This window comes from Alteromonas sp. S015 (assembly GCF_036864485.1).
Classification (GTDB): Bacteria; Pseudomonadota; Gammaproteobacteria; order Enterobacterales; family Alteromonadaceae; genus Alteromonas.
The window spans coordinates 118,782-145,275 of sequence record NZ_JAZETO010000002.1 but is presented as its reverse complement, the minus strand read 5'-3'; the positions used below and the strand labels follow the sequence as shown (position 1 = coordinate 145,275).

The following is a 26,494-nucleotide window of genomic DNA, read 5'->3' as shown; positions in this document are numbered from 1 at the left end:
AAAAAAGGTCACTCTATGTGACCTTTTTTATTATGATTTGAACGAAACTATTAGTCGTTCGCTGCTACTTGGGTTGAAAACGTATCTGAAAACCAATCGTTAAGCATCGCTTTTTCATAAGAAAGCGATTCCGTGCGATTGCGACGTATGTTCGAATCCATAAAATCCATATCTTTAAGTTTCACATCTTCACCACTTACAATGACCTGACCGTCGGCATTAGCCAACGAGTAACTAAATGTCATTCTAGGAATATCAATGCGCTTAATAATACGGACGTCACTGCCGGCGCCGTTCCCGAAGCCGACAAACTGGCTTGGCCATACTTGTCCAGCCAAATCAACATTCGTTACCGTCATTGACAGCACTTGCGACTCAGGTAAATCACTGGCCAATTCTACAATGTGTTCTTCAAGCGCTTGTAGCGTTCGTTCGCGGAACCGTTTACGAGATTCATTGGTTGGTCTTACATCGCTGTAAGACTCAGGTTCTTCCCACGTTATCTTCACCTCTGCGGCTTGAGTGGGAGCAAAAACGGTAAGGAGTCCCACCGCTGTGGCGCAGCTTAAACAAGAAAAAGTACGTAATTTATTCACTTTTATGCTCCTAAATTCAGTCGTTTAAACGATGAGTTAGCAAGACATTTAGAAAAAGCTTAGCATGCAGCAATTGTCGGCTTTTATATCAGCTTTATATTTGACCAACCTGGTTAGAACTGGCTAGTCTCGCTTTGCTACTTGCATAACTGACGACTGTTTAATGATTAGGCATAGTTGAACGCGTTTAGTTCCCGTAAAGTTGGGGTTTATATCGTCCTTTTCACAATAGGTGTGATAAAAACGTTTAACGCTGGCGCTATCAGCGGTGATTTGCTGAACATATGTTTGCTGGTAAGCCTTTAAGGGACTCAGCTGGACATTAATTTTATCTTGTAAACTACGCAGTTCTTCTCGCTCCGGTAAGGTGGCGATTGAAACTAGCCATTCAGAAAGCGAGTTCTGGATATCTTCAAAGAGATACTGAACAAAAGGAGACCGCAGCACAATTACCAAAACAATAATTTCAGCAGCGATGATAAAGAACCTTAACATGACTTCTCAGCTAACTCTGACAGACGTTTCCTACAAATAGCGCCAATTTTTTAGCACCTTTCTTACTATGTGCACAACTACACGTTGCCAATTTACATTTTCACAATGACCACTGTACACGATTCAAACGGTAATTGACCACATTATTATCGACGATAATAGGGTGATATCGGTTTACCTGTAAATACAGCAAACTATACTCATGTATAGTAGGTAAAGCCTAATCGTCGATGCTGGGAATCAAATGGTATCTGGCCGTTATAGTAATCCTCATTATTCACGTAGCTGTATTTAACTATTTACAAAGTTACATAAACTAAGGAAACCAAAACAAAAACGACTTATTTTCTGAAGTTTCAGTATTGACTGAAACTTTAAAAAGATACACCATACGCCGCATTATTGATCTACATTAAATATGACGTTTTGAACGCAGTTATACTGCACAGGCAGTTCGTTACGTCACATAAGGTTAAGCTATGAATGAACAAATACCGGTAAAGACCGTTACACCGGTAAAAGTACATAAACCCAAAGGTGGACCTGAGGGTAAACGCCACGACTCTCGTAGCCGTATTTATGTGCGGGCTGTACAAGGTCCATTAGAAACGTTTAGACGCATGTTTGGCCTTTTCTTTTTGGGCCTTTTTGCCATCATCCCGTGGATTCAGTATAACGGACACCAAGCTGTGCTACTTGATATTGGCGAGCAGCGTTTTACTATTTTCTCTCTTACATTATGGCCTCAAGACCTTACCTTACTAGCCTATATATTTATTGTTTCCGCCTTTGCGTTGTTCTTCGTCACTACGTTCGCTGGTCGTGTGTGGTGTGGATTTATGTGCCCTCAAACAACGTGGGTGTACATTTATACGTGGTTCGAAGAGAAATTCGAAGGCCCTCGAAATAAGCGTATAGCCCTTGATGCGCGCAAGATGGACACCGACAAATTTTTGCGTAAAACGGCTAAGCATACCGCTTGGGTATTGGTAGCGCTGTTAACGGCTTTGACCTTTGTTGGCTACTTTACGCCAATTGGTGAGTTGTTTATCAACTTTGTGACATTTAAAACCAGCTTTTGGGCAGGTTTTTCGGTTATTTTCTTTTCGATATGTACATACGGAAACGCAGGCTACATGCGCGAAATCATGTGTACGCACATTTGCCCCTATGCGCGTTTTCAATCTGCCATGTTCGACAAAGATACGTTCACCGTATCGTATGATGCAAAGCGTGGAGAGCAACGCGGCCCGCGACCACGTAAACTTAGTTACGAGCAAGTGCAGGAAAAAGGTTTAGGCGACTGCATCGATTGTAACTTGTGTGTTCAGGTATGCCCAACCGGTATCGATATTCGAAACGGCTTACAATACGAATGCATAAACTGCGGTGCCTGTGTTGATGCCTGTAACGGTGTTATGGATAAAATGGGTTATCCTAAAGGCCTGATAAGCTTTACCTCGGAAGAAGAACTAGCTGGCGGAAAGACTCACATTTTACGTCCAAAATTAATTGGTTATTTCGTGGTTTTAGTGGTCATGATAGGCTTGCTGTTTGCCAATATTTGGATGCGCAGCCCCACCGAAGTTGACATTATCCGCGACAGAAACTCGCTATACCGCGAAACGAATGAAGGGCTAATTGAGAACGTTTATACAATAAAAGTACTCAACAAAACACAGCAAGCACAAACCTACGCTATTGCTGTAAAAGGTCTGCCTGACTATAAGTACATTGGTGAGCAAACTGTGACAGTTGAAGGCGGTGCGGTATACAGTACACCAATTTCAGTTGCAACTGACGCCTATAATCTGGAAGATACGGTTACCGATATTTTTATCAGTGTAACCACCACTATTGATGGGGAAACGGTTACTGTTGATGAGCCAACGAAGTTCCTTTATCGATGACAGATTTTTCATTCTCTGGGCTTAGCCCAGACACCATATTAGATGCCCTGGAAAGTCAGGGCATTTTTCTTCAAAGCGGTTTGCTAGCACTAAATAGTTATGAAAACCGCGTCTATCAGTTTTTGGCTGAAGACAGTCAGCGCTATGTAGCAAAATTCTATCGCCCAGGTCGATGGACCGACACGCAAATTCTTGAAGAACACGCGTTTGCTGCAGAGCTAATTGATAACGAAATTCCATTGGCTGCGCCCATTTCTCTCAATGGCTGCACGCTGCATCATCACAATGTGGCGGAAACTGACTACCGATTTGCGTTATTTCCTTCGGTAGGCGGCAGGCAATTCGAAAATGACAACCTTGATCAACTCGAGTGGATGGGACGTTTCATTGGCCGTATTCATCGCGTTGCATCTGCGAAAGGTTTTACGCACCGCCCTTCGATAGACATTGAAAGTTATCTCAACGAGCCAAAGCAAGTTCTTGCTCAAAGCACACTATTGCCAGAGCATTTAAAAACAGCGTTTTTCGCCATACTTAATCCTGTGATTGAAGCCACCCAAAAAGCTTACAAGCCTACATCGAGTATTCGACTTCACGGTGACTGCCACCCAGGCAATATACTATGGCGCGACGGTCCGACCTTCGTTGATCTTGACGACTGTCGCATGGGGCCCGCTATTCAAGATTTGTGGATGATGTTAAGCGGCGACCGTCAGCAACAGCTATTGCAGCTCGATACTCTGGTTGAAGCTTACGAGGAGTTTCACCCGTTTGATACTGCACAACTGCCGCTTATTGAACCCCTTCGCGCGATGCGAATGGTGCATTACATGGCATGGCTTTCACGACGCTGGGAAGACCCTGCATTTCCTCGGGCATTTCCTTGGTTTGCTGAAGATAAATACTGGGAAGGCCAAATTCTTGCTTTGAAAGAGCAACTATCGGCCCTTCAAGAGCCTCCACTGAAATTAGGATATTGAGCCAGCCCCTTTACTGCTGAAAAAACGCTTTTTCGATGACCGTTGTCGATAATCTTATGGCGGTTACGAAAAAGCGTAAGGTATAAGAAACCGTATTCGCTATCACTTTTTAACTTAGATATAATCGACAGTGTGTAGGTGCTCTTGTCCAGCTCCATATTAACTACGGCGACAAGGGTTAAACGGGAAATCAGTGAAAAACTGATGCTGCCCCCGCAACGGTAAACTCAACGCGTTGTCGTTTTCTTTTCATACGCCACTGTCTTTTATACGTTTACGCACGCTTCTGCGTAACTAAACGCCATAAGATGGGAAGGTAAAAGAGCCATTACATTTTTGGTAGTGGTGAGTAAGCCCGGATACCGGCCTGTACTTCATGGTGTCGTTTGCTTACTCAAATTCAAAAAATAAGCAAACGTACGCTTTCCCTAATCATGTGCTCGGGTGGAGCGCATCAAAGACAACATAAAAACCATGCGTACACAATTTACTAAAGCAGCCCTTAGCGCTGCCATTATCTCGTGCTTAACCACATCAACCTTTGCTCAAACTTCTGATCAAGATATCGAAACCTTAACGGTAACAGGCACGCGTTTACCTATTTCGTTAACCAAACTTCCTGGTTCAGTATCGGTACTAACTGAAAGCGACATTAACGCTTCAGGCGCACTCCAACTTACCGACCTAATTCGCGGCTTACCCGGCGTTAGCTTGTCTCAGTCTGGCAGCCCTGGTGGCTTAACAGAGTTGCGCGTGCGCGGCGGTGAAACTAACCATCTACTTGTTTTAATTGATGGCGTTGTTGCCAACGACGTCGGCCAGGGAAGCCTGGTTGACCTTGCTCACCTCACTAGCGCAAATGTGGTGCGCATAGAGCTTCTTCGAGGCCCGCAGAGCGCAAGATGGGGCAGCGGCGCGATCGGTGGTGTATTGAGCATTACTACAAAATCAGGCCAGTTTGCAGATAATGCGTCACACTTAGACTTCTCTGCTGGCGTTGGCACACAAGGTACGTTGCAGGGCAGCATGAACGCGCGCTCGCAAAGCGATAATGTAGGTATTTCTGCATACGCCAGCTACATACGTACCGGCGGTGACAACGTATCTCGTGTAGGTAACGAAGATGATGGCTACGACAACATGACCGCAGGCATTAATATTAATTATGCCGCAACGTCAGAGCATACGTTAATTGCTAACGTTCGCACGGTTCAGTACGAGAACGAGTACGACGGCACTGATTTTGTGACGACAGGCCTTCCTGCTGATTCAGATAACGTGACGGATGGTTCACAAATTAGTGCGAAATTAAGATGGGAATTTGCTCCGGAAAACACAGGTTATCGCTCAGCACTCAGTGCGCATTATCGTAAAGACGATAACGATAACACTGAGTCAGGTGCAGACACAGGTGGCACTACCGGTGAACGTATAGAGTTGAACTGGACAGGTTTCTATACCATCGACAAGTGGGATTTTGCTGGCGGTGTTGAATACCTACAGCGCCTTTTTACCCAACGCGGTCCAATCGCATTTGGCGATCCGAACCAGAAGCAGCACGACAATACTTATAGTGTATTTGCCGAGACAAATGGCCAGCTAACCGAGTCGCTAACCGCAACACTAAGCGCACGATTCGACAACAACAGCGAGTTTGACAATGCTGTGAGTTATCGCGGTGGTCTTACTTGGCAGCTTAACGATAACTACGCTGTTTTTACCAGCTATGGTAAAGCTGTTAAAACACCTACATTTACTGAACGCTTTGGCTACTTCCCAGCTAGCTTCATCGGCAACCCAAACTTAGAACCTGAAACCAGTGAAGAGTGGGAAATTGGCGTTAAAGCAAACTGGAAATCACTTTCAGCACAAGTCAGCGCATACTCTACCGAACTTGAAGATGAAATTAATGGCTTCGTATTCGTGTCAGATTTGGGGGCATATAGCGCAGATAATATCGACGGTGAAAGCTCGCGAGAGGGTATTGTTCTAGAACTTAACTGGGATAGTGGCAATGGTGATTTTACCGCAGCGTATAGTTATCTAGATGCGGAACAAACTGACAACGGTATAACAACCACGGAACTGCGTCGTGCCCGTCATCAAGGCTCGTTAACCTTTAACACTGACTTTGGGACAGAGAAGTTCAGCTTTTACACTAAACTAGCTTACACGGGAAGTCACTATGACACCTTCTTCCCTCCTTACCCTGAACCGTCTCAAACTCTGGCGCTGTCAGCCTATACGCTCGCAACCGTTAATTTAGGCTATCAGGTAGATGAGCAGTGGCAGGTCTCGTTGAAGGTCGACAATGTATTTGATACTGATTATGAAGACATTGTAGGTTATGCAGGCCAAGAGCGCCGTGCCTTGCTTTCAGTTAACTACAGCATGTAAATGATGTAACGTTAATGACCTATTGTTGAGCGTTGCTTAGAGGCTAAACTCAACGTGAAATCAACATACACTAGAGGGCTATACATGGTTATTGCCCTTTTTCTTTGAGTTTCTGTTAGGGCCTGATGATTCAGACTCTGTTCATCATGCGTATATAAAATACTGCATTAACCTAAACCTTGAATCGCGTTTTTTAGTGAGCTTATCGCGTAGTAAGGCATTGAAGTAGAACAGGTCCTAGTTAAGCGAACAAGCCTGTGATAATCTCGGTATCGATAATAGTTTTTTGAACATAGGATTATATTCCATGAAAAAGTTTGCAGTAATGTTTGTCATGGCAATGCTTTTGCCACTAACAGCATGCGCTCAAGAGCCAGCGTCTAAATGGAAAGAAGGTACGCACTATACTGTGCTTGATAAAGAAGCCACAGATAAGCCTGTTATTACTGAGTACTTCTCATTTTGGTGCCCTCACTGCTTCCAGTTCGAACCAATCGTTGCGCAAATTAAAGAAAAGAAAAGCGACGGCACGAAATTCAATAAAGTGCACGTAAACTTTATGCGTTTTACTGGACCTGACGTTCAAGACGATGCAACTAAAGCCATGCTAATTGCGCGCGCTATGAAGCAAGAAGACGCGATGAACGGCGCTATTTTTAACTATATCCACAAGCAACGTGCATCTATCACTGGCTTGAAAGACCTTCGCAATATCTTCGTTGTAAACGGTGTAGATGGTGAAGAGTTTGACAAAATGGCCAAAAGTTTTGGCGTAAATAGTATGGTGCGTAAGAACCAGCAGCAAATCGACGATTACCGCGAACACCTCACAGGTGTTCCAAGCTTCATTATCAACGGTAAATATCAGCCCACGTTCACCGCTGACATGACCTTCGACGACATCGCTGACCTAATTGTGTGGCTATCTGAGCAAAAGTAGTTTGGTTAGAAATAAATAGCCAATCATTATACCTTCAAAAATAAAATGGGCGCTCAGGCGCCCATTTTTATGCCCTGGAGCATCTCAAATGTATGCAGTAAGTGACTTTACTGACTTTATCTGTGAGCTTGACCAACTAAAAGCAGTTAAGCGCCAAATCACCCTCCCCTGTGATAACTATCGACAGGAGAACTCCGCAGAGCACAGTTGGCATGTAGCACTAATGGCAAATATGCTAAGCGAATATGCGGCTAAACCCATAGATGTAACCCGTGTTATTCGCATGATCCTTATTCACGATATTGTGGAAATTGATGCTGGCGACATGTTTGCTTTCAATCATCAAACAGATCACGACGCACAAGCCGAGAAAGAAGTCGCTGCCGCTAAGCGCATTTTTGGTTTATTGCCGAGTCCACTTAGTAGTGAAATGCTCGATTTATGGCTTGAGTTTGAAGCAGCGGAAACCGCCGATGCAGAATTTGCAAAATCAATGGACCGCGTACTTCCCGTATTTCAAAATATGAAAGATAACGGAGGAAGCTGGAAACGTCACGGTATTGCAAGAGAGAAAATTGAGAAGCGTAATGCTCACCTTAAATCATGCGCACCAGCTTTATGGGACTACGTTATGCAACAGCTCGATGTGGCTGTTGAAAAAGGCTGGCTGAGTCAATAACGACTGAGCCAGACCTTGTGTATCAATTACACCATAACGGTGTATTAGGGCGTTGTAATTAAAAGCGTGTACCAATCCACATCCAGAAGCGATTGGTATCCACCTTTATATCTCCCGCATCGTAAGTACCGTACTTAATGCCAAAATTGTATTTACCTGCAAACTTCTTCGTATACTGCACGTTAATTTCACTGCCTAAATCATCAACACCATTACTGCTGTCGTCAGCACTGAAGTCGTGATAAGCCAAAAGCCATTTACCACCGGCTAGGCCACCCGATACAGATAACTTAAGGTCTTTTAAGCCCTGTGCCGGCGTGCCCAAAAACTGATCAGTCCAACCGTTAAATTTGTGCAGCGTAGCAAGCGGCGTTGCAAACCCGTAAAACCCATCGTCAGAACCTAGTATTTCGTAATCGACCTTAGCCGTCACGCCAGAAAACGTGGCTGCGACGTACGCATTTAAGTAAGAGGCGTTAAAGTCCGTGGCCGTTTCCCCCATGCCAGCTTCGCTTGATTGCGTGGCAAGCTCACCACCATAAGCCCATTTCACGCTGTCACTTTTCATCTTTCCATCATAGCTCACGCCATAAGTGTCTAACGCGTTATCTGTATCGTTGTCTACCTCTAATAGGTAAGCATAAGCCACAAATTTACCGATTTTAGATGTATAGGTAGCGTGAAGAATATGATCTTTTGAATCTAAATCCGCCGCTTCAGCAAAAATCCGGTTGCGTTTGTAAAGATAGCTATAAAATAGCGCTAGATTGTCGGTCGCTGCATATTTTGCGCTTACTGCATCGAAGGTCTGGCGGTCTTGTCTCCAACCAACGTGGCCAACAAATCGATGGTCATCTAGTGTAATTACTTGGCGCCCTACTCTGGCGGTAAAGTTATCCGTCTTATATTGAATGAAAGCTTGGTCAACTTCGGTGGTTTCAGGGTCAGCAATGACCGAGTACTTACCTACGTTAAAGCCCGTCGGCCCTACGGTAAACTCATCTTGCCCAAGCACAATGCGGCTATCTTCAACCTCGGCGGTAAACGAAAAGCCGTTAACACTACCTGAGCTAAACCCTAAACGGGTGCGCAGAGTCAGTGCACTTGCATCTTCTAACGCATTGTCTTGATCAACAGATTCGTAGCGTAAATTTAGGTCCGCCCATGCCTTTGAATCACTTAATGCGCTGTGAATATCAGCGGCCATCGCGCTACCGCCTAGTACTGTTATAACAGATGCTGCCAGCATTTTAATGCCAAAGTTTTGTAACGTGTTCATGTGTAATCCCTATCGGTTTTGATTTTTATAAGGGCCTGCTGGCCTTAGTCAACACTTACCCAGCCAGCATTAGAATGCCGGTTGAAAAGTGATGGTTTTGGTTGTTGGCGGAAAAGGCTTCCGCCCTAGTCAGGTGCCGATAAAGCTAAGCGGCATCTGATTTCTTAGCGTCTTTTTTTTCAGATGACACTCCGCTGGGTTTTGCTTGTTGTTGCGAATGTTTGTTAGCTGTTGGCGCTTGGTTAGCGCGTGACGAAACGATTTCAACCTTCTTTTGTTTGTCGTAAAGGAAGGTTAAGACTTCATGTCTGTAGTGGTTGTACTGCTTGTTATCTGCAAGTGCTAATCTATCTCGCGGACGCGGCAACTCAATATCTAGAATTTCGCCAATGGTGGCCGCTGGGCCGTTATTCATCATAACAATGCGGTCGGATAGCAATACCGCCTCATCCACATCGTGGGTAATCATAATAACCGTGTTGCCCAAGTCAGCGTGAATTTCCATTAAAGAGTCTTGAAGATGAGCGCGGGTCAAGGCGTCTAACGCACCGAACGGCTCGTCCATTAGCAGCACTTTTGGCTCCATTGCCAATGCTCGCGCAATGCCTACTCGCTGTTTCATACCACCTGATATTTCACTGGGTAATTTATCAAGGGCGTGGGTCATGTGCACAAGCTCTAAGTTGTGCATGATCCAGTCGCGCATCTCGTTTTTACTCTTGCCTCGCATGGTCGATTTCACGGCAAGCTCAACATTCTTGTATACCGTAAGCCAAGGTAATAAAGAGTGGTTTTGAAAGACTACTGCGCGCTCAGGTCCAGGTTGCTTCACTTCTGCGCCATCTAAAATTACGCCGCCGGTAGAAGCTTGGTGCAAACCAGCTACGATATTCAACACCGTTGATTTACCGCAGCCCGAATGGCCAATTAACGACACAAATTCACCTTTGCTGATTTTAAGATTTACATCTTGAAGCGCGGTAAATGGTCCCTTCGGTGTGGGGAAGTCGATACCCACCTGCTCTAACTCTAAGTGTTTAGTGTGCATAAAGTTCTCCTCAAAATTAGCGTAGTACGTTCGACTTGTCCCAGCTTACCGCGCGCTGAATCGATAACATTAAGCGGTCTAGTACAAAGCCAATAGCGCCAATGGTGAGCACTGCTACCATGATCCTCGCTAGCGACTCCGAACTTCCGTTTTGGAATTCATCCCACACAAACTTTCCTAGACCCGGGTTCTGGGCAAGCATTTCTGCCGCAATCAGTACCATCCAGCCAATACCAAGCGACAATCTAAGTCCTGTAAAAATCATGGGGATAGAAGATGGAAATACTATTTTGGTGAGATGAGCAAACGGGGTAAGACGCAATACTTTACTTACGTTGATTAGGTCTCTATCAATATTGGAAACGCCTACAGTGGTGTTAATAAGAGTTGGCCATAAACAACAAAGCGAAACCGTAAAGGCAGAGGTCACGAATGATTTTGAAAAGGCCGGATCATCGCTGACATAAAGCGCACTTACCACCATAGTCACGAGTGGTAGCCATGCCAATGGAGAAACTGGCTTAAATAACTGAATGAGTGGGTTTATTGCAGTGTAGGCGGATTTACTTAAACCACATAATATTCCCACAGGAACCGCTATTACCGATGCAATTAAGAATCCAACCATGACGGTGTAAAGGCTTGTCCATATCTGATCTAAGAACGTTGGCGCACCAGTGAATGCTCTAATTTTTGGCTGATAAGTGGGGTCTTGTGCTACACGCGCTTCATTTCTTGCTTCTTGACGTTGATAGAAAGCGTCCGCTTTTTCACGCTGTGCAATATGCTCATCAATTAACGCACCGGCCTGCTCAAACACTTGTGCAGGCCCTGGGAACTGCCCCAGCGACGTGTCGATACTTTTTGCTACACCATTCCAAATGGCCAAAAACATCAGCAAGCCGATAACAGGCAGCAGCAACGCAGGCGTGGATTGATATAAACGGCTCAACAAAGAGTTGGCGTTTGACGGCGACGATGGAATGCGAAGAGTAGTTGTCATCTTGCTCATTGCTTGCTCCTGACACTTGATGTGCGCTATTGCGCTGTTTATGCCCCGCCTTGGTTAGCACCGACGGCAGGGCTATCAAATCAGACACTTACAGTACAGTGTCGCCCTTCAGACCAATCTTAAATTGCTCTAGGTACGCGTTAGGCTTGCTTCCGTCAAACGTCACGCCATCAATAAATTCGCTCTGGGGCGGCTTGTAGCCTGTTTCCGTTCCAAACTCTGGAAAATCAGATGCCTTAGCTTTACCTTCGGCAATCAACGCTTTAGCAGCCTGAGCATAAACCTCTGGTTTATAGACTTTTTTGGCCGTCTCTTTATACCACTCGTCAGACTTAGCCTCTGAAATTTGCCCCCAGCGACGCATTTGTGTGAGGTACCAAATAGCATCACTGTAGTATGGGTAAGTGGCGTTGTAGCGGAAGAACACGTTAAAATCAGGTACGTCGCGCTTATCACCTTTCTCGTATTCGAAAGTGCCTGTCATGCTGTTAGCCAGTACGTCTTCATCTGCTCCTACGTAGTTACTTTTAGCAAGAATTTTTACCGCTTCAGGGCGGTTAGCATTGTCGTTCTCATCCAACCACATTGCCGCTCGAATTAGGGCTTTAACCACGCGAATATGCGTATTAGGGTATTTTTCTGCCCAGCCTTGGCTTACGCCGAATACTTTCTCAGGATTATTCTTCCAGATTTCGTAGTCGGTGATCACAGGTACACCAATACCTTTAAACACAGCCTGCTGATTCCATGGCTCGCCTACGCAGTAGCCATAGATGGTGCCGGCTTCCATTGTCGCTGGCATTTGCGGTGGGGGGGTGACTGACAGCAGTGCCTGAGCGTCTATTTGGCCCGCGGTATCTCCTTTATGCGGTGCATAATATCCAGGGTGAATTCCACCTGCCGCTAGCCAATAGCGCAACTCGTAGTTGTGTGTAGAAACCGGAAATACCATCCCCATGTTGAACGGCTTTCCAGCATTGCGGTATTCATCAACCACTGGCTTTAAATAATCGGCTTTAATAGGGTGAACTGGCCTGCCATTTTCCTGTGGAATATGGGCCTTCATTTTGTCCCAAATTTCATTAGAAACGGTAATTCCATTACCATTGAGATCCATACTAAACGCTGTTACCACATGTGATTCCGTGCCGAAACCAATGGTCGCACCGAGGGGCTGGCCAGCCAACATATGAGCGCCATCTAATTGGCCGTCTATTACGCGATCAAGCAGCACTTTCCAGTTAGCTTGCGCTTCCAATGTAACGTAGAGGCCCTCATCTTCAAAAAAACCTTTTTCGTACGCCACAGCAAGCGGTGCCATATCAGTAAGTTTGATAAAACCAAACTTAAGTTCTTCCTTTTCAGGCCAGCCTACCGCTGGCGCTTGTGCTGCCACACTCGCAGAAAAACTCGCTACAGAGACGGCAAGTGCTGCACATACTCCAGCACTCGCCGTTCGAAAGCGTTTTAGCAGTGATGTTGTCTTCAACCCAGTCATACGTGTTCCTCGTAGCCAAAAAAAAACCCACCAGCGTACGACGTTTAACCGTCGAGCATGGTGGGCTTCGTTGCCGTGTTAGTAACATCGGAGTAATTACTAACGCATCAAGTTGTTAATGGTAAGTCAGGAATTCCCGCTCACACACCTCATCTTTAAGGGAGGTTTATCAAAAGCTTTAGCTTATAAAACCATCTTTATTTTTTATTATTATGCACTTGCCATATATGCCGGAGATGATGATGCTTCCTTACCGCTCTCCGCTTAATCCTATTTTTTACCCTATGGTAAGTGTTGTGCATTCCACTCTGCCATCGCATTTGTGTTTGCACCCGTTGCTTTGTACAGCGACGCTGTTATTGCACGGTTTATGTAGCATTCATCGTGTAGCACCCATCGTGCCAGAAATGTAAACCACTAAAAATTATGGATATTTACACGATTAAGGTAAGAGTAGAGTGAGAATGAATTCGTTTTGGTGCACCAAAACAGGGGGGCTGTTCAACCTTGGTGCGCGAAAGCAGACCCCAAGGTTGAACAAATATGGCCAAAGACTAGGCTACCTAATTGTGTCACTAATACTCTAGAGGCGTTGAGTAAATTGCCCGATAGCGTTTACCACTTCAGTGGCACCGCTTTGTATTTCGCTCATTGCTTTGCCTGACTGCGTTGAATACTCTAACGCTTCGCGCGCTTTTTCCTGACCAGCTTCAATTAACTGAACTGCATTTTCCGTTAACTTTCTGTTTTCTACGACTACATTTACGATTTCTTCGGTTGCGCTACTGGTTCGCGATGCTAACTGTCTTACTTCATCGGCAACGACCGCGAAGCCACGCCCTTGATCGCCAGCACGGGCTGCTTCAATAGCCGCGTTAAGCGCCAATAAATTAGTTTGATCGGCAATTCCGCTAATACTTTTAACCAAGTCCGCAACTTTCTGGGATTGCTCATCAAGATCTTTAATACCTTCACTCGCATTGCCCATCTGTTTCGTTAATTCGTTCATCGCCTTAACCGTAGAATCGAGCACTTGGTTACCCTTACGTGCTTGCTCTCCAGTTTCTTGCGAAATGTTGAATGCAACGTTGGCGGCTTCAGAAATGGCGAATTCACGATTCATTTGCTCTGTAATTACCGTTGCGAATTTCACTACTTTATAGAGCTGACCATCATCGTTTCTGATGGGGTTATATGACGCTTCTAGCCACACCTCATTCCCTCGGCTATCAATGCGTTTGTACCGTCCAGATTCTAACTGCCCTTGCGCTAATCGACTCCAAAACTGCTTGTACTCTTCAGAGTTCACTTCTTGTTCCGTACAAAAAATCCGGTGATGCTTTCCGACTATTTGCTCCAATTTGTAGCCCATACCTTTCAAAAAGTTTTCATTGGCTTTAATGATGGTGCCATCTAAATTGAACTCTATAACTGCGGAAGAGCGATGAAGCGCGGCAAGCATGTCTCTAAGTTCGTTGCTATAGGAAATATTGCGGGTTTGTTCAGCCATATAGAAAGCAATGTACTTTACGTTCCCATAGGCGTCGTCGATGGGTTGTACGATCCCCCTAACCCAAATCTCTTGGCCTTTTGCGTTGTTGAAACTCACCGCACCATGCCAATGGCGATGTTTTTTAACAGCGCCTAGCATATCTTGAACGTCAGCTTTCTTGAGCGATTTAGGGCTCATTAGGCTTTCAAGAGACTTCCCTTCTAGATCTGAAATTTTAAACCCTGTTGCTTGAGCATATAGATCGTTAATCGCACGTATACGGCCTTCTGCGTTTAATTCCATATACAACATTTCCTCGCGCAGCTCTTCCCGAACCGTTTGATATGCCGCCAATTCCTTCTCTAAACGTTGGTTTTCGGCTATCAACTCTTTATTTTTGAAAAACATCCTGTGCTCCTAATGAACTTCGTTTCTCACATTGTTTATCCGCCGACTTGGTTCATAACCAAGCGCTGGCAAAATAGGCACTGGCGTATCACACTGAAAGACCGTTAGTTGTCTAAAACGATAAGCTAGTTTTAATAGGTTTTGATTAAAGATAGCAGAGGAAATGAAGTTTATTGGTGATTCACGTAAATAAAACTGAAGTTTTAGTGTTCAATAAAAATTATAGATAACCTAGTTTGTATATTGATGTAAACGTGCTTCATTTAGCGACACAAAAATACTCATGGTAACGAAGAAAACATACAACGATTCCGGCCGCCCGTTTTAGCGTCGTATAAGGCTTTGTCAGCGGTATTAAGGATCGAAGTTAACGTCCAGTTGTGGTGATTAACAAAATTGACCGTTGCAACGCCCAAACTTGCAGTAATTACGGATGAAACTGTGCTCTTGCTGTGCTCTATCCCTAAAGATTCTATCGCATCTCGAATCTCTTCAGCTTTAACCCTCGCGCCTTTCTCATCGGTATTGGGCAGAATCGCTACGAACTCCTCACCACCGTATCGAGCACAGAAATCCGTATTACGACTAATAACTTCATCAAGCCCAATAGCAACGGCTTTCAGGCATTCATCCCCTTTGGGGTGACCATAATTGTCATTGTAAAGTTTGAAACTATCGACATCCAAAATAACCACCGTCAACGGCCAGTCATAACGTTTAGACATGGCTATTACCTTTTCCATTTTCATTTCAAACGCCCGCCGGTTTGGGATGTTAGTGAGCGGATCGCTAAGTGACAAACGAATCAATTCGGTTTCTTGGCTCTTCACTCTCTCAAAATACAGTGCGAAGGTTTTAGCCAGGCGAGATATCTCGTCACTGCCTTCGAAGCTTGCTACTTCTTCACTATTTTTTTCAACCAAGTTAGTTAAGGCAATTAAGCGCAGAATAATACGTTTGTAGATATAAAAGATGATGGCGCAACAAATAATCATCACAATTAATGAAAGTCCCAATGACAGGGTTATTTGTTTGGACACGGCCAGGTTGGCAGACAACGCGTAAAAAGAGGTGTCTTTTGTGATTGAAGATGCGTTAAACTCTATATTTGACGCGACTTCTTCAGCCAAATGCTCAACAAAGCTGCCTCGCCCTCTTGAACGTCCACGAATGCGCATAACATTGGCTTGTTTATCAATCATGCCCCATTTACCTAACACCCCTTCTTCCAGCGCGCTTACCAGTTCGCTGCTGCGTTTGTCTAGCGTTGTCACCTCACGCAAGGCAGCAATGCTTTCTTCAATATTGTTCTCTAACTTGCGCAACTCATGCAGTTGGAACTGCTGATTTATTTGAGCAATTTGTAATATCAGAGGAACCAGCGTTTGAGAAGATTGAATACCCACATACTGCGATTTATTGTCTTCAAAAAAATTGTTCAAGTAAGTAAATAGTACTTCCCTTTCCACCCGTACTTCTTTTTCGACATCAATCCGCTGACGCACTAATGCGTTTAGTTCTTCTATTTCTAATGTAAGTACATTCAGCTGCGTCGCTAAGTACTTATCTCCCTGCTCAAGTTTTAAATTGGATGAACCAAGGCGCTCTATCGTCTCATCCAACTGGGTTTTGACAATACGCCGGGACGATTGACTTTCAGACGATGTTAATCGCGCAGCAAGTGAAATTAGGTGCTGGACTTCGCGGGTAGTTTCAGTAGCTTGGCTAAGAATGGGTATAGAAGACGAAGTGATATCGTCGAGCACTTTTCGCACGTCATTTAAACGCAGCAGCGACAAAACCAATATCAAAAGAAAGAATCCCATCACACTGCATTGTGCAATGATAAACAGATATAATGTCTTTTTCTTATGCTGCATCTGATCAACCGCCTTTTGCCATATTTATTATGCGGTTGTCAGTTTTGGGCTTTATTTCGTATTGATTGACGATGGCCTGCATCACAAGGTCTGATATTTGGGGGGGACGGGTACTCAAGGCCGGGCGCTTTTCGGTATTTTTTAACGCATAGAAACCGTCTCCGCCATTGGCCAGAAAGTTGCTTGTAGCTAGTGAATAAATTTTTGACTTATCTATTCGTTTTCCATTAATCGTGACATTTTTTACTCGTTGAAGCACGTTTGCCGTTGGGTCGAAACTATAAGACATCCCCGATACATGAGGAAAACCACCTTTTAGATTTTGATATTGCGAAAGCCCCTCTTCCAGCGCTTGAATTAACTGAGCGCCAGTTATATTTAAAGCCACAACATGCGCACGAAATGGCATTTCGGTAACAATATCTTGCCGAGTAATTGGTGTGCCAACCGTATATTGTTTGTTACCTCGAATACTGCCTCCGTTTATCAAGGCTATTTCAGTATTCGCATAGCGTTTAATGGTATCCGCGACAAAATTTGCAAAAGGGTTTTCTTCACTTCTCACTTCTTTGCGCGAAGTCGAAACAGCAACCCTCCATTCGCCAATCTGAATATTTAACAACCGCTTAAGACGCGCTTCATACTCAACGAGTTGCTCATTTAATTCTGCATCAGCCTCTATATCTTCTAGCGGTTGTTCTGTATATGACGTTGCTTGCCACCCAACATTTTTCTCGAAGCTAGCAACGACAGCGGTGCCCTGCTGCGTAAGTACCATACTATTAGGATGACGCGTAGTTTCGAGCATATTTTTCTCGTCCAGGCGACTGTCTGTTATAAAAGCGACATCAATAAAACGTTTATTCAGCATGGAATTAATAAAAGGGAACGGATAAGAATAGTGCAGCAAAATGATATCTGCGCCTTGCTGTCGCAACCTCTTAGATTCCTCCATGATGGCTTTTTGAGGAGGCGTTATATCAATATCAGATAATTGGTACTCTTCTATAACTCTCTCATGTAAAACTGATATAACACCAAGAGTTACTTCTTCTTTTTCTACAATCACAGAGGTGTGCAGGCCATCAGGGGAACGCCCCACCCGGTTGTCTATAACGTTGCTTGCCACCAATGGAAAGGCAGCCTCATAAGAACGAAGAGATAGTTCATCCTCATAGAAACTAAATTCTCGCTTAGTGACCCCCATCACGTCTGGCTCAAGGGAGTTAAGAATATCAATAATGTGAGAGCCACGGTCAAACGAAGATAGCGCGCTCGGTCCAATCGAGCCGCCGCCGAAAATGAAGAAGACGGTTTCACTATTTTGCCGCTGTTGTTTTACGAGGGTTTGAAGATTAGCGTAACGCCCTGTGCGTGAGTCGCTAATATTAGGCATATCTGCGGTTAGTACGAAGGTCACGCTAGAGGTTGTGACCTGTTCTCGATTTTCAGATACAGCATAACCTGCTCGAAATAAGAGCAACAGGCTAGCTAAAAATACGAGCCATTGCATGATTCGCATTGCACCACTTAAGGAAACCGTGTTAATACTATTAACAAGTATAGCAATGATTAAGTCAATGCGACGATTGGCTATTTTTCCTTAAAAAGAAGGGCTTTTTATCAAGCCGCATAAATAGTTGCCCGCTAAGAAAACACTGGTGAGCTTAAAATGGCATAGCGTTTTTATCGCGCTGTGCCCAAAGCTGCCTTGCTTGCGACAAGGCATCTGCGACATCACAATTTTGTAGCAGCACTAAATAGCTGGCAAGTGTACTCAAAATGGCTTGTTCACCGTAGAGGCTACCCGCGTTCCCCGCCCACACATCGAGCATATCGTCTACATTCATCTCTTTATCTTTGAGCGCCCATTTGTCAGCAACTACTGGCATTATTACTTCGTCGGTCTCACCATTTCGGGTAATAAATAGCTCAGTTTCTCGCTCACCATTCACTTCAGGATCTCCGCCATCACCACGAAAGCAAAGCGCGTCTATAGACTGATAATTTTCATTAACACGGCAGTGTTTGTGGTCAAGGTGCATATGATAAACGCCTTGAACGCAAAATTGTGCAGCGGTGGGATTCAACAACCTTGCGAGGGTGTTTGCGCAAGAACGCAGGCCAAATACTTCGCGAAGCTTAATAATCGTATCGAGAGCAGGCAGTAAATAAGACAAATCAAGGTAAGTCACCCCTTTTTCTGCCAACTGCTGTTTTGCGTCAGTAATGCTGCTAACCTCAGGAAGACCTAATTTTGGTAACGCTATACTTGCATAAAGCCGCCCCGAACCCGGTTCATGCGCACCGTGAAGCATAACGGAATAACCGTTGTTAGCCAGTACCGCTACGGCCAATAAGTACCACGGTAACTGGCGGCGTTTTCCTGCGTAGCACCCAATATCCAACGTAGGTGTGAGGGTTTTAAGTTCTGGCTCAATGAGCTCTCTGCATGCATCGACAAAGCCAATCACTTCTTCTGGTGTTTCTTCACGGGTACGCAGCAACATAAGAAATGCCCCCCGTTGATCGCCTGTCACTTCATTGGCCAATACCATTTTCATGGCATGATAAGCCTCGTCACGAGTAAGGCTACGCCCCCCTTTTTGGCCCTTGCCAATAATTTTTATGTATTCGCTAAATGGTTGCTGCATGCTTGGATGAATGTAGTAGAAGCGTGTTTACCTGTTGACGAGACTCTACCACCTTTCCAAATATAAGTAACGTAGGCCCTGTTAAATTTGCTGCTTCTACTTTGTTATGAATATCGGCAAGCTCGCCAGTAATTACGCGTTGTTCAGGCGAAGTGGCATTTTCAATTGCGGCTACTGGCCATGTGGTTGGAACCTTATGCTGTATTAAGCCTTTGCAAAGCCCATCAAGCCGGCTTAATCCCATATAAACCACCATGGTTTGGCTCAATACATTTTGCGCCATTGGTGCCATTTCTGGCCATTGAGCCGCGTCTTTAAAATGTGCAGTCATAAAACTCACCAACTGGGCACAACGCCTGTCGGTTAAGGGGATCCCCGTATAGGCTGACACACCCGATGCTGCCGTAATACCAGGAACAATAGCAAAAGGAATGTTGGCTTTTGTTAGTGCATCGGTTTCTTCGCATGTTCTTGCGAATAGGGCTGGGTCGCCACCTTTTAATCTTACGACGGTGTGACCTTTGCTTGCCAACTCAACTACGCGTTTGCAGATAGCGTCTTGGGTAAAGCTATGCTTTTTACAGCGCTTCCCTACATACTCTTTCACCACCTTAGAGGGAATTAGCGCAAGAATATCTTCACTGACTAAAGCATCGAACAGCACGACATCGGCTTGTTGTAATAGACGAAGTGCTTTCAAGGTAAGTAACTCGGCATCGCCAGGGCCAGCACCGACTATAAATACTTGCCCTTGTTTATGACCTTCATTTTGCCCGTTTGCTAACTTCAACCACTTGCCCAAGTACGAATACTTAGTTGAAGTTTTCGAGTTATCGGAGCGCTGGCGTATAGCCGCGCTCAAAGTCTTAGTCGAAATAGCATCGCGATAAAAGAGGTTAAATAAAGGTTTCTGCGGTTTGAATAAGGTGCGCAAAAACGGGAAAGACCAACTAGATGCAATTGACATGATTTAACGCTCCTAAACAGATTGAATTTCAATGACTAAATGCTTGTCTATAAGCTGAGACAAGGCGGGCTTACACGAGCCACAATTCGTACCGCACTTTAATGCTTCACCAAGCTCTGCCACCGAACTACAGCCTTCTTCGATGGCTTGCGTAATCGTTTTTTCGCGCACTTCAAAGCAGCTACAAACTACATTGCCATTAAGAAATGCTTCGTCTACTTGGCCTCGTAATAAATTGCGCTGTATGTCAGTGGAAATACATGTGTTAAGAAAACTGGCGAGCCATTCGTTAGGTACTGACCATGTACTTTTTGAATGTGGCGCTGACTGCGCCGTTATATTTGCGTCTGCTGGTGCCTTTGCGGCTTTTTCTGGCTCATCGCCTAAAAACGCCGCGAAGCACAGCAAGTCATCGACAAACGCGAGGCATACTGAGTAAGAATGATGATGAAACTGCAATAGCACCGCGTTTGGCGGCAGCAGAGGTATCAACGCTTGTATAAAATCCCGACGGCCTTTGTTCGAAGCAATATTTAATACTGATAATGCTGCATCCGAGTCATTTACGGGTGGAGACGCCTCTGTACTTTCAAGCGGTGTCGTATTCCAGTAGTCACATGCATGCTTTAGCGCGTCTTCATTAAAGTGATTAAATTCTGAATTCAGTGTTGATTGGTTTACTGATGAAACAAAGAGTTTGCCGTACGTAGCGAAATGAACAGGTGCTATAGCAACCGCCGCGTGTTTTAACTCGGGTTGCCCTGAAATAGGATCTACTGCGCTGGCGTAAAGTGCACCTAGTTTGCAGTGAGAGCCCCATTGCGCTGACCAATGAATGGGAATAAACACTTCCCCTTCGCGCATATCCGTATCCGTTTTTACCGGGTAGATAACAGGGGCGTCTTTACATACTGCACTTGAAAGAGAAACAAGATCTCCGCTTTCAACGCCTAATTCAGCAGTGTCTTTAGGGTTGATATGCACGTAAGCACTTGGCATATGAGCCAGTAACTTTGCCGCTTTACCCGTGCGCGTCATGGTATGCCATTGGTCTCTTGCTCGACCGCTGTTCGCTACAAAAGGGTAAGCGTCTGATGTTATCTGCAATGGCGCTTTGTAGTTTACAGGAATAAGCCTAGCTTTGCCGCTGGGTGTTGAAAACTGCTTGTCTTCAAAGGGGCGCTGGCTAATAAGATTAGGCTTAGTGTTTGCTTTGAAGTTAGTACCCGATGAGGGCGTATTCAAAGCTGTGTTCTGAAAAGGCCACTGCAAAGGCGATAGCCCATTGTATTGAGCTTCATTTAACGCTTGTAAAGGTGATAAGTCTAGCTGCCGCTTACCGTTATTTTGATAGCCGGTTAGCCCAGCGTACTCGCAGAATATTTGCGACGGGTGGGTAAAGCTAAATGCCTCGCCAAAGCCCATTTTACCCGCTACTTCGCACAGTATTTGCCAGTCGTGTTTTGCACTACCTGGCGGGGGCAGTATGCCGCGCTGACGTGAAATACGGCGCTCTGAGTTTGTCACCGTGCCATCTTTTTCCGACCAGCCCGTGGCAGGTAGGGCAATGTGAGCGTAGTTAAGCGTATCATTAGATTCGACAATATCAGACACTACGACCATCTCGCACTTTGAAAGTGCGCGCTCAACTTGACCGCGATTTGGCATACTGACAACAGGGTTAGTGCCCATTATCCAAACAAATTTTACCTTTCCTTCCTCAATGGCATTAAATAGATCTACCGCCTTAAGCCCCTGACCTTTCGGCATAACGGGCGCATTCCAGTAGGTTTTTACTGCGTCGATATGCTCAGGGTTTTCTAGATCCATATGGGCAGCTAGCATATTGGCTAACCCACCGACTTCGCGGCCTCCCATGGCATTGGGCTGGCCTGTGATTGAAAACGGGCCACAACCGTCTTTGGCAATTAAATCCATAGCTAAGTGACAGTTAATAATGGCTTGGGCTTTATCTACGCCAGCAGACGACTGGTTCACACCCATAGAGTAAAAGGTAATAGCACTTGGGGCCTCGCAGAAAGCACCATAGAAGACCTTAATACTGCTTAGGTCTACGTCGCATACTTTAGCAACGTCATCTAACGTTAAGGCACTTGCACTTTCAAGCGTTTCATCAAGCCCCTCGGCATAGTTCTCGACAGCGGACTTGTCTATTCGACCTTGTGCGTTTGCATAGCTGAGTAAACCGTTAAATAGCGCTACGTCGCTACCGGGTTTTATAGGAAGGTGCAAATCGGCAATGGTACAGGTTTCGGTTTTGCGCGGGTCAACAACAATAACCTTCATATTCGTATTTTTCAGCTTTGCTCGCTGAATGCGTTGAAAAAGTACTGGGTGCGCCCACGCCGCATTACTTCCGGTGATCACCAGTAAATCTGTACATTCCAGGTCGGTGTAATCGCAAGGCACCACGTCTTCACCAAAGGCTCGCTTATAAGCAGCTACGGCAGAAGACATACATAGGCGTGAATTCGTATCGATATTGGCACTGCCGATATAACCTTTCATAAACTTATTGGCAATGTAATAGTCTTCGGTGAGAAGCTGGCCTGATACATAAAAAGCAACGGCATCCGCGCCATACTGCGCAATGGTAGAGGCGATCTTATCCGCAATCACATCGGTGACCGTGTCCCAATCCACCGGTTGACCTGCTAAGGTTGGGTGAAGCAAACGTCCGTTTAGGTCGTTTGTTTCAAGCAGGTTTGTTCCTTTAACACACAACCTTCCATAATTGGCGGGATGCTCTGGCGTGCCTTTAACAGTGTCCAGGGTTGTGGCACGCTTGCTTACGTTGCAACTGATATCTACACCACACCCTACGCCGCAGTATGGGCATGTTGTTTGTCTTAATTGTTCAGACATCATGTCGGGTTGCCGTGTAGCCATATTCATTTCATTACCTTTTTCGATTTCGAAGTAACTGAATGCGTTTTTGCAAGAAGGTTTTATTCATGTGGGCATTCAAATACGAGCAGTTCGCTTAAACGCCTACAAATACCTTGTCACCCTCAACCTTCACAGCGTAAGTCGTGACGGATACATCATCGTGCTCTTTACACAGCCCGGTTTCTAAAAAGTAATGCTCTTTGTACAAAGGCGAAGCAACAACAGGCGCTCCGCCTATCGACCCTAAAAGCCCGCGATAGAGTACGTTTGCTTTACCAATAGGGTCGTAGTTACTAATGGCGAAAACCTGGGTTTCACCGTTTATCTTCAAACTGTAAATGGCCACTTGCTGTGAGTCGACAAGGGCGCAAACCCCACTGTTTGTCACTAAGTCGTTCGTCTCACAAACATAGTGCCATTGCACTTGCTGTGGTTCTGACGCCATTACATTTTGCGCTGCTGACATAATTTGATTCTCCTAACAGGGTTGATAAGCCAGTGGCTATACCATAGAGACAGGAATGAACTGATCTTTACCTGCTACTTTTTCAGCTTCAGTAGCTGGGCGAACCTGGCCTCGCTCTGAAACAAACTGAATATTGGTGTCGCTAGCATTGCTGTTTACGAATTGACGGAAACGCTTGCGCGACTCAGGGTTTTCAATGGTAGTTTTCCATTCGCACTGATAAGCATCAACCACCGCATCCATCTGTGCTTCAAGCTCACCATTAATGCCAAGCGCATCGTTAATTACAACATCTTGCAAGTAAGCTAACCCACCTTCTAAATTGTCCATCCACACCGATGTGCGCTGTAGGCGATCAGCCGTTTTCACGTAAAACATCAGCACGCGGTCGATGTACTTAATAAGGGTTTCGGTATCTAGGTCGGTGGCAAACAGGTCTGCATGTCGAGGCTTCATGCCGCCATTCCCGCAAACATACAGGTTCCAGCCTTGCTCGGTAGCAATAACACCAATGTCTTTGCTTTGAGCTTCTGCGCACTCACGGGTACACCCCGAGACGGCAAATTTAATTTTGTGCGGCGCACGTAAGCCTTTGTAACGATTCTCTAAGTCAATGGCCGTGCCAACAGAATCCTGAACACCGTAGCGGCACCAAGTGCTGCCCACGCAGGATTTAACAGTACGCAGTGCCTTCGCGTAGGCGTGGCCGGTTTCAAAACCACCAGCGACCAGTTTTTCCCATATATCAGGCAAGTGCTCTACGCGCGCACCAAATAAATCAATGCGCTGACCACCCGTGATCTTGGTGTACAAGTTGTATTCTTTTGCCACTTCACCTAGCAGAATCAACTTCTCAGGCGTTATTTCTCCGCCGGGAACACGCGGTACAACCGAATACGTACCATCCTTTTGCATGTTGCCAAGATAGATATCGTTGGTATCTTGGAGAGGAAGGTGTGAAGCCTTAAGAATGTAATCGTTATACACCGAGGCTAAAATTGAGCCCACTGCTGGCTTACAAATCTCACATCCTAGGCCTTCACCATGCTGCTCTAATAGCTCGTCAAAGGTGCGAATGCCGTTTACTTTAACAAGGTGAAAGAGCTCTTGTCGGGTGTGGTTGAAGTGCTCACAAATGGCTTTTGATACTTCCACACCGCGCTTTTCAAGCTCGCTATCCACAACATTTTTAAGCAAGGCGGCACAACCACCACACCCTGTGCTGGCTTTGGTTTCTCCTTTTACATCGGCAACGCTACAACAGCCGCCTTCAATGGCTGAAACTATATCGCCTTTTGTCACGTTTAGGCATGAACAAATAGACGCGGAGTCTGGTAGTGCATCGGCACCTAGCGCCGGTGCGGCATCAGATGATGGAAGAATTAGGCTTTCTGGATGTTCAGGTAATTCGATACTGTTGAGCGCATACTGCAAGAGCGTGTCGTAGTCGCTGGTATCGCCAACGAGTACAGCACCAAGCACGTACTTTTGCTCACTATCTACCACCAGCTTTTTATACACGCCTTCTGGCTGATTTAAGTACGTGTAGCTAAGGGCACCTTCTGTGCGTTCATGAGCATCGCCAATTGAACCCACTTCCACGCCCATTAACTTGAGTTTGGTACTCATATCTGCACCAGTGAATTCGGCATCGCCGCCGGTAATATGACTTACTGCGGTGCGCGCCATGGTGTAGCCAGGTGCAACCAGGCCAAAGGTTTTGTTATCCCACAGTGCACATTCGCCCACCGCGTAAATATTAGGGTCAGACGTTACGCAGTGGTTATCAATGACAATACCGCCGCGCTCGCCAAGTGTTAATGCCGACTTTCTGCCAAGCTGATCTGACGGGCGAATTCCGGCAGAGAATAAAATCATGTCAGTTTCAAGTACAGTGCCGTCAGCAAACACCATTTTATAGCGGCAGGTATCACCGGCCTCGATCGTTTGGGTTGCCTTTTGGGTATGAACCGTAACGCCCAATGCTTCAATTTTGTCCTTAAGAACGTTACCACCTGCTTGGTTTAGCTGCACTGCCATAAGCTGCGGGGCAAACTCAACCACGTGGGTGTCGAGACCGGCTTGCTTTAATGCGTTAGCGGCTTCTAAACCTAACAGCCCACCACCAACAACAACACCTACTTTGCTCACCGCTGCTGATGCTTCAATAGCGAGTAGATCGTCTATGGTGCGGTACACCAAGCAATGCTCTTGATCGTTGCCAGGGATGGGTGGCACAAAAGGGTATGAGCCTGTGGCTAACACAAGCTTGTCGTAACTAAACACCTGCCCTTCAGAAGTCATCACTTTATTATTGTCACGGTCTATATCGGTAACCAAGGCATTGGTGACTACGTTTACGCCCCATTCGGCGTACTGAGCGGGTGTAGTAAGCGCTAAGTCATCGGCACTCGCACCGCTAAAAAATGATGACAGATAAACGCGGTCGTACGCGAGGCGAGACTCGCCGCATAAAACGGTTATTTCTACATTGGCATCGCTTTGGTGAAGCTGCTCAACAAAATGGTGCCCCACCATGCCGTTGCCTACGACGACAATTTGCGTTTTTGATTCCAATGAAGTCATAGTATTCCCCTTTTTTCGGGACAAAAAAAAGCCCGCTTCAACTTTCGTTGATGCGGGCTTCGTTGCCTATTTTGCCAACGGTTTAGGTTGGCTAACACATTTCACGGAGTGTTATAAATCACACAATTTTCAGTGATTGACACAAATCACCAAAACACACTTTACGTTTATAGCTATCCAAGTTCAGTGCCAAAAACGTAACCATTTGTTTTGATTAAATTTACTGAAAAATAAGATTTATTTAGACTCCCCAACTGCACCAAACAAACGCAACACTGTGTTTACTTGGTGCATAGA

General features: G+C 45.4%; 19 protein-coding genes and 1 riboswitch. Of the genes, 5 read left to right on the top strand and 14 right to left on the bottom strand.

Going from position 1 to position 26,494, the window contains the following annotated elements; genetic code table 11:
- Positions 1 to 50 precede the first annotated feature (50 nt).
- Both V7R42_RS04710 and V7R42_RS04705 read right to left on the bottom strand, forming a co-directional pair.
- Positions 51 to 596 (bottom strand): DUF3016 domain-containing protein, encoded by a 546-nt coding sequence (locus tag V7R42_RS04710; RefSeq protein WP_334019055.1) that lies wholly within the window; start codon positions 594 to 596, stop codon positions 51 to 53.
- A gap of 123 nt (positions 597 to 719) precedes the next feature.
- Positions 720 to 1,091 carry a hypothetical protein gene (locus V7R42_RS04705; RefSeq protein WP_334019054.1) on the bottom strand — a complete coding sequence of 124 codons (372 nt, stop codon included), beginning with the start codon at positions 1,089 to 1,091 and terminating at the stop codon, positions 720 to 722.
- Between the two features lie 479 nt (positions 1,092 to 1,570).
- On the opposite strand from V7R42_RS04705, the gene ccoG reads away from it, so the two are divergent.
- The 5 genes from ccoG (at position 1,571) to V7R42_RS04680 (ending at position 7,997) form a co-directional block, all read left to right on the top strand.
- Entirely contained in the window at positions 1,571 to 3,001 is a 1,431-nt protein-coding gene (gene ccoG, locus V7R42_RS04700; protein WP_334019053.1) for a cytochrome c oxidase accessory protein CcoG, read from the top strand.
- Positions 2,998 to 3,981 carry a serine/threonine protein kinase gene (locus V7R42_RS04695; protein ID WP_334019052.1) on the top strand — a complete coding sequence of 328 codons (984 nt, stop codon included), beginning with the start codon at positions 2,998 to 3,000 and terminating at the stop codon, positions 3,979 to 3,981. Before ccoG ends, V7R42_RS04695 begins: the two co-directional genes overlap by 4 nt.
- Before the next feature lie 119 nt (positions 3,982 to 4,100).
- Positions 4,101 to 4,366: riboswitch (cobalamin riboswitch) on the top strand.
- A gap of 89 nt (positions 4,367 to 4,455) precedes the next feature.
- Entirely contained in the window at positions 4,456 to 6,378 is a 1,923-nt protein-coding gene (locus V7R42_RS04690; protein WP_334019051.1) for a TonB-dependent receptor plug domain-containing protein, read from the top strand.
- 307 nt (positions 6,379 to 6,685) lie between these two features.
- The gene (locus V7R42_RS04685; protein ID WP_334019050.1) at positions 6,686 to 7,318 is read left to right on the top strand and encodes a thiol:disulfide interchange protein DsbA/DsbL; all 633 of its coding nucleotides are present in this window, start codon (positions 6,686 to 6,688) and stop codon (positions 7,316 to 7,318) included.
- An 88-nt stretch (positions 7,319 to 7,406) separates the two neighbouring features.
- On the top strand, positions 7,407 to 7,997 hold the full coding sequence (locus tag V7R42_RS04680; RefSeq protein ID WP_334019049.1) for an HD domain-containing protein: 591 nt from the start codon (positions 7,407 to 7,409) through the stop codon (positions 7,995 to 7,997).
- Positions 7,998 to 8,055: 58 nt separating this feature from the next.
- Here V7R42_RS04680 and V7R42_RS04675 read toward each other — a convergent pair whose 3' ends face one another.
- The 12 genes from V7R42_RS04675 to nirB all read right to left on the bottom strand — a co-directional run bounded on the left by V7R42_RS04675 (position 8,056) and on the right by nirB (position 26,197).
- Complete coding sequence (locus V7R42_RS04675) at positions 8,056 to 9,276, bottom strand: alginate export family protein (protein ID WP_334019048.1); 1,221 nt, start codon at positions 9,274 to 9,276, stop codon at positions 8,056 to 8,058.
- A gap of 145 nt (positions 9,277 to 9,421) precedes the next feature.
- Complete coding sequence (locus V7R42_RS04670) at positions 9,422 to 10,324, bottom strand: ABC transporter ATP-binding protein (protein ID WP_334019047.1); 903 nt, start codon at positions 10,322 to 10,324, stop codon at positions 9,422 to 9,424.
- Positions 10,325 to 10,340: 16 nt separating this feature from the next.
- Positions 10,341 to 11,327 (bottom strand): ABC transporter permease, encoded by a 987-nt coding sequence (locus V7R42_RS04665; RefSeq protein ID WP_438823636.1) that lies wholly within the window; start codon positions 11,325 to 11,327, stop codon positions 10,341 to 10,343.
- Positions 11,328 to 11,424: 97 nt separating this feature from the next.
- A complete protein-coding gene (locus V7R42_RS04660; RefSeq protein WP_334019045.1) occupies positions 11,425 to 12,834 on the bottom strand; it encodes a CmpA/NrtA family ABC transporter substrate-binding protein in 1,410 nt (469 codons plus the stop codon).
- 583 nt (positions 12,835 to 13,417) lie between these two features.
- A complete protein-coding gene (locus V7R42_RS04655) occupies positions 13,418 to 14,734 on the bottom strand; it encodes a methyl-accepting chemotaxis protein (RefSeq protein WP_334019044.1) in 1,317 nt (438 codons plus the stop codon).
- A gap of 281 nt (positions 14,735 to 15,015) precedes the next feature.
- Positions 15,016 to 16,614 (bottom strand): GGDEF domain-containing protein, encoded by a 1,599-nt coding sequence (locus V7R42_RS04650; protein ID WP_334019043.1) that lies wholly within the window; start codon positions 16,612 to 16,614, stop codon positions 15,016 to 15,018.
- 4 nt (positions 16,615 to 16,618) lie between these two features.
- Complete coding sequence (locus tag V7R42_RS04645; RefSeq protein ID WP_334019042.1) at positions 16,619 to 18,127, bottom strand: bifunctional metallophosphatase/5'-nucleotidase; 1,509 nt, start codon at positions 18,125 to 18,127, stop codon at positions 16,619 to 16,621.
- A gap of 154 nt (positions 18,128 to 18,281) precedes the next feature.
- Positions 18,282 to 19,268, bottom strand: coding sequence for a glycosyl transferase family protein (locus V7R42_RS04640; protein ID WP_334019041.1), 987 nt, complete (start codon positions 19,266 to 19,268; stop codon positions 18,282 to 18,284).
- The gene (gene cobA / locus V7R42_RS04635; RefSeq protein ID WP_334019040.1) at positions 19,252 to 20,235 is read right to left on the bottom strand and encodes a uroporphyrinogen-III C-methyltransferase; all 984 of its coding nucleotides are present in this window, start codon (positions 20,233 to 20,235) and stop codon (positions 19,252 to 19,254) included. Before cobA ends, V7R42_RS04640 begins: the two co-directional genes overlap by 17 nt.
- Positions 20,236 to 20,247: 12 nt before the next feature.
- Positions 20,248 to 23,151, bottom strand: a complete 2,904-nt coding sequence (locus tag V7R42_RS04630; RefSeq protein ID WP_438823631.1) for a nitrate reductase — start codon at positions 23,149 to 23,151, stop codon at positions 20,248 to 20,250.
- 88 nt (positions 23,152 to 23,239) lie between these two features.
- Positions 23,240 to 23,611 (bottom strand): nitrite reductase small subunit NirD, encoded by a 372-nt coding sequence (gene nirD, locus V7R42_RS04625; protein WP_334019038.1) that lies wholly within the window; start codon positions 23,609 to 23,611, stop codon positions 23,240 to 23,242.
- Positions 23,612 to 23,647: 36 nt separating this feature from the next.
- On the bottom strand, positions 23,648 to 26,197 hold the full coding sequence (gene nirB, locus V7R42_RS04620; RefSeq protein WP_334019037.1) for a nitrite reductase large subunit NirB: 2,550 nt from the start codon (positions 26,195 to 26,197) through the stop codon (positions 23,648 to 23,650).
- Between the last annotated feature and the right edge of the window lie 297 nt (positions 26,198 to 26,494).

What these genes read in the sequence shown, in the direction of transcription:
- V7R42_RS04705 (WP_334019054.1), bottom strand. Translation starts at nt 1,091, where the DNA reads ATGTTAAGGTTCTTTATCATCGCTGCTGAAATTATTGTTTTGGTAATT.
- ccoG (WP_334019053.1), top strand. Translation starts at nt 1,571, where the DNA reads ATGAATGAACAAATACCGGTAAAGACCGTTACACCGGTAAAAGTACAT.
- V7R42_RS04695 (WP_334019052.1), top strand. Translation starts at nt 2,998, where the DNA reads ATGACAGATTTTTCATTCTCTGGGCTTAGCCCAGACACCATATTAGAT.
- V7R42_RS04690 (WP_334019051.1), top strand. Translation starts at nt 4,456, where the DNA reads ATGCGTACACAATTTACTAAAGCAGCCCTTAGCGCTGCCATTATCTCG.
- V7R42_RS04685 (WP_334019050.1), top strand. Translation starts at nt 6,686, where the DNA reads ATGAAAAAGTTTGCAGTAATGTTTGTCATGGCAATGCTTTTGCCACTA.
- V7R42_RS04680 (WP_334019049.1), top strand. Translation starts at nt 7,407, where the DNA reads ATGTATGCAGTAAGTGACTTTACTGACTTTATCTGTGAGCTTGACCAA.
- V7R42_RS04675 (WP_334019048.1), bottom strand. Translation starts at nt 9,276, where the DNA reads ATGAACACGTTACAAAACTTTGGCATTAAAATGCTGGCAGCATCTGTT.
- V7R42_RS04670 (WP_334019047.1), bottom strand. Translation starts at nt 10,324, where the DNA reads ATGCACACTAAACACTTAGAGTTAGAGCAGGTGGGTATCGACTTCCCC.
- V7R42_RS04665 (WP_438823636.1), bottom strand. Translation starts at nt 11,327, where the DNA reads ATGACAACTACTCTTCGCATTCCATCGTCGCCGTCAAACGCCAACTCT.
- V7R42_RS04660 (WP_334019045.1), bottom strand. Translation starts at nt 12,834, where the DNA reads ATGACTGGGTTGAAGACAACATCACTGCTAAAACGCTTTCGAACGGCG.
- V7R42_RS04655 (WP_334019044.1), bottom strand. Translation starts at nt 14,734, where the DNA reads ATGTTTTTCAAAAATAAAGAGTTGATAGCCGAAAACCAACGTTTAGAG.
- V7R42_RS04650 (WP_334019043.1), bottom strand. Translation starts at nt 16,614, where the DNA reads ATGCAGCATAAGAAAAAGACATTATATCTGTTTATCATTGCACAATGC.
- V7R42_RS04645 (WP_334019042.1), bottom strand. Translation starts at nt 18,127, where the DNA reads ATGCAATGGCTCGTATTTTTAGCTAGCCTGTTGCTCTTATTTCGAGCA.
- V7R42_RS04640 (WP_334019041.1), bottom strand. Translation starts at nt 19,268, where the DNA reads ATGCAGCAACCATTTAGCGAATACATAAAAATTATTGGCAAGGGCCAA.
- cobA (WP_334019040.1), bottom strand. Translation starts at nt 20,235, where the DNA reads ATGTCAATTGCATCTAGTTGGTCTTTCCCGTTTTTGCGCACCTTATTC.
- V7R42_RS04630 (WP_438823631.1), bottom strand. Translation starts at nt 23,151, where the DNA reads ATGAATATGGCTACACGGCAACCCGACATGATGTCTGAACAATTAAGA.
- nirD (WP_334019038.1), bottom strand. Translation starts at nt 23,611, where the DNA reads ATGTCAGCAGCGCAAAATGTAATGGCGTCAGAACCACAGCAAGTGCAA.
- nirB (WP_334019037.1), bottom strand. Translation starts at nt 26,197, where the DNA reads ATGACTTCATTGGAATCAAAAACGCAAATTGTCGTCGTAGGCAACGGC.